Annotated in this window: 1 pseudogene; it reads right to left on the reverse strand. The window is 33.5% G+C overall.

Going from position 1 to position 278, the window contains the following annotated elements:
• Positions 1-278 (reverse strand): annotated as a pseudogene (locus ACNKXV_RS14785) (hypothetical protein); the annotation flags it as partial.

A 278-nucleotide genomic window follows, 5' to 3' on the forward strand; every position in this document is an offset into this window, starting at 1 on the left:
TGAAATTTCCTAAGGTATCGACTTGGCCTAGGTAATACGGTTGCGCTGTAAATACGTCTGTGGTATCAGTCAAAGGATAAACTCCAACGAGTACATTTTTGTAATCTTCTTTGTTTTCTGGGTAGTAAAAGTTGATGTTTCCTGATATGTTTAAACTATCAATAGAAGTTCCTGTAGAAAATACGATTTTTAAATTTTCAGCGGGATTTTTTTCTGATAGATCTACTACAGCTTTTTGAAAATCAAATACATAAGTAGTGCTATCTTCAAGATCTTGG

The organism is Christiangramia aquimixticola (genome assembly GCF_048285835.1).
Taxonomy (GTDB): Bacteria; Bacteroidota; Bacteroidia; order Flavobacteriales; family Flavobacteriaceae; genus Christiangramia; species Christiangramia aquimixticola.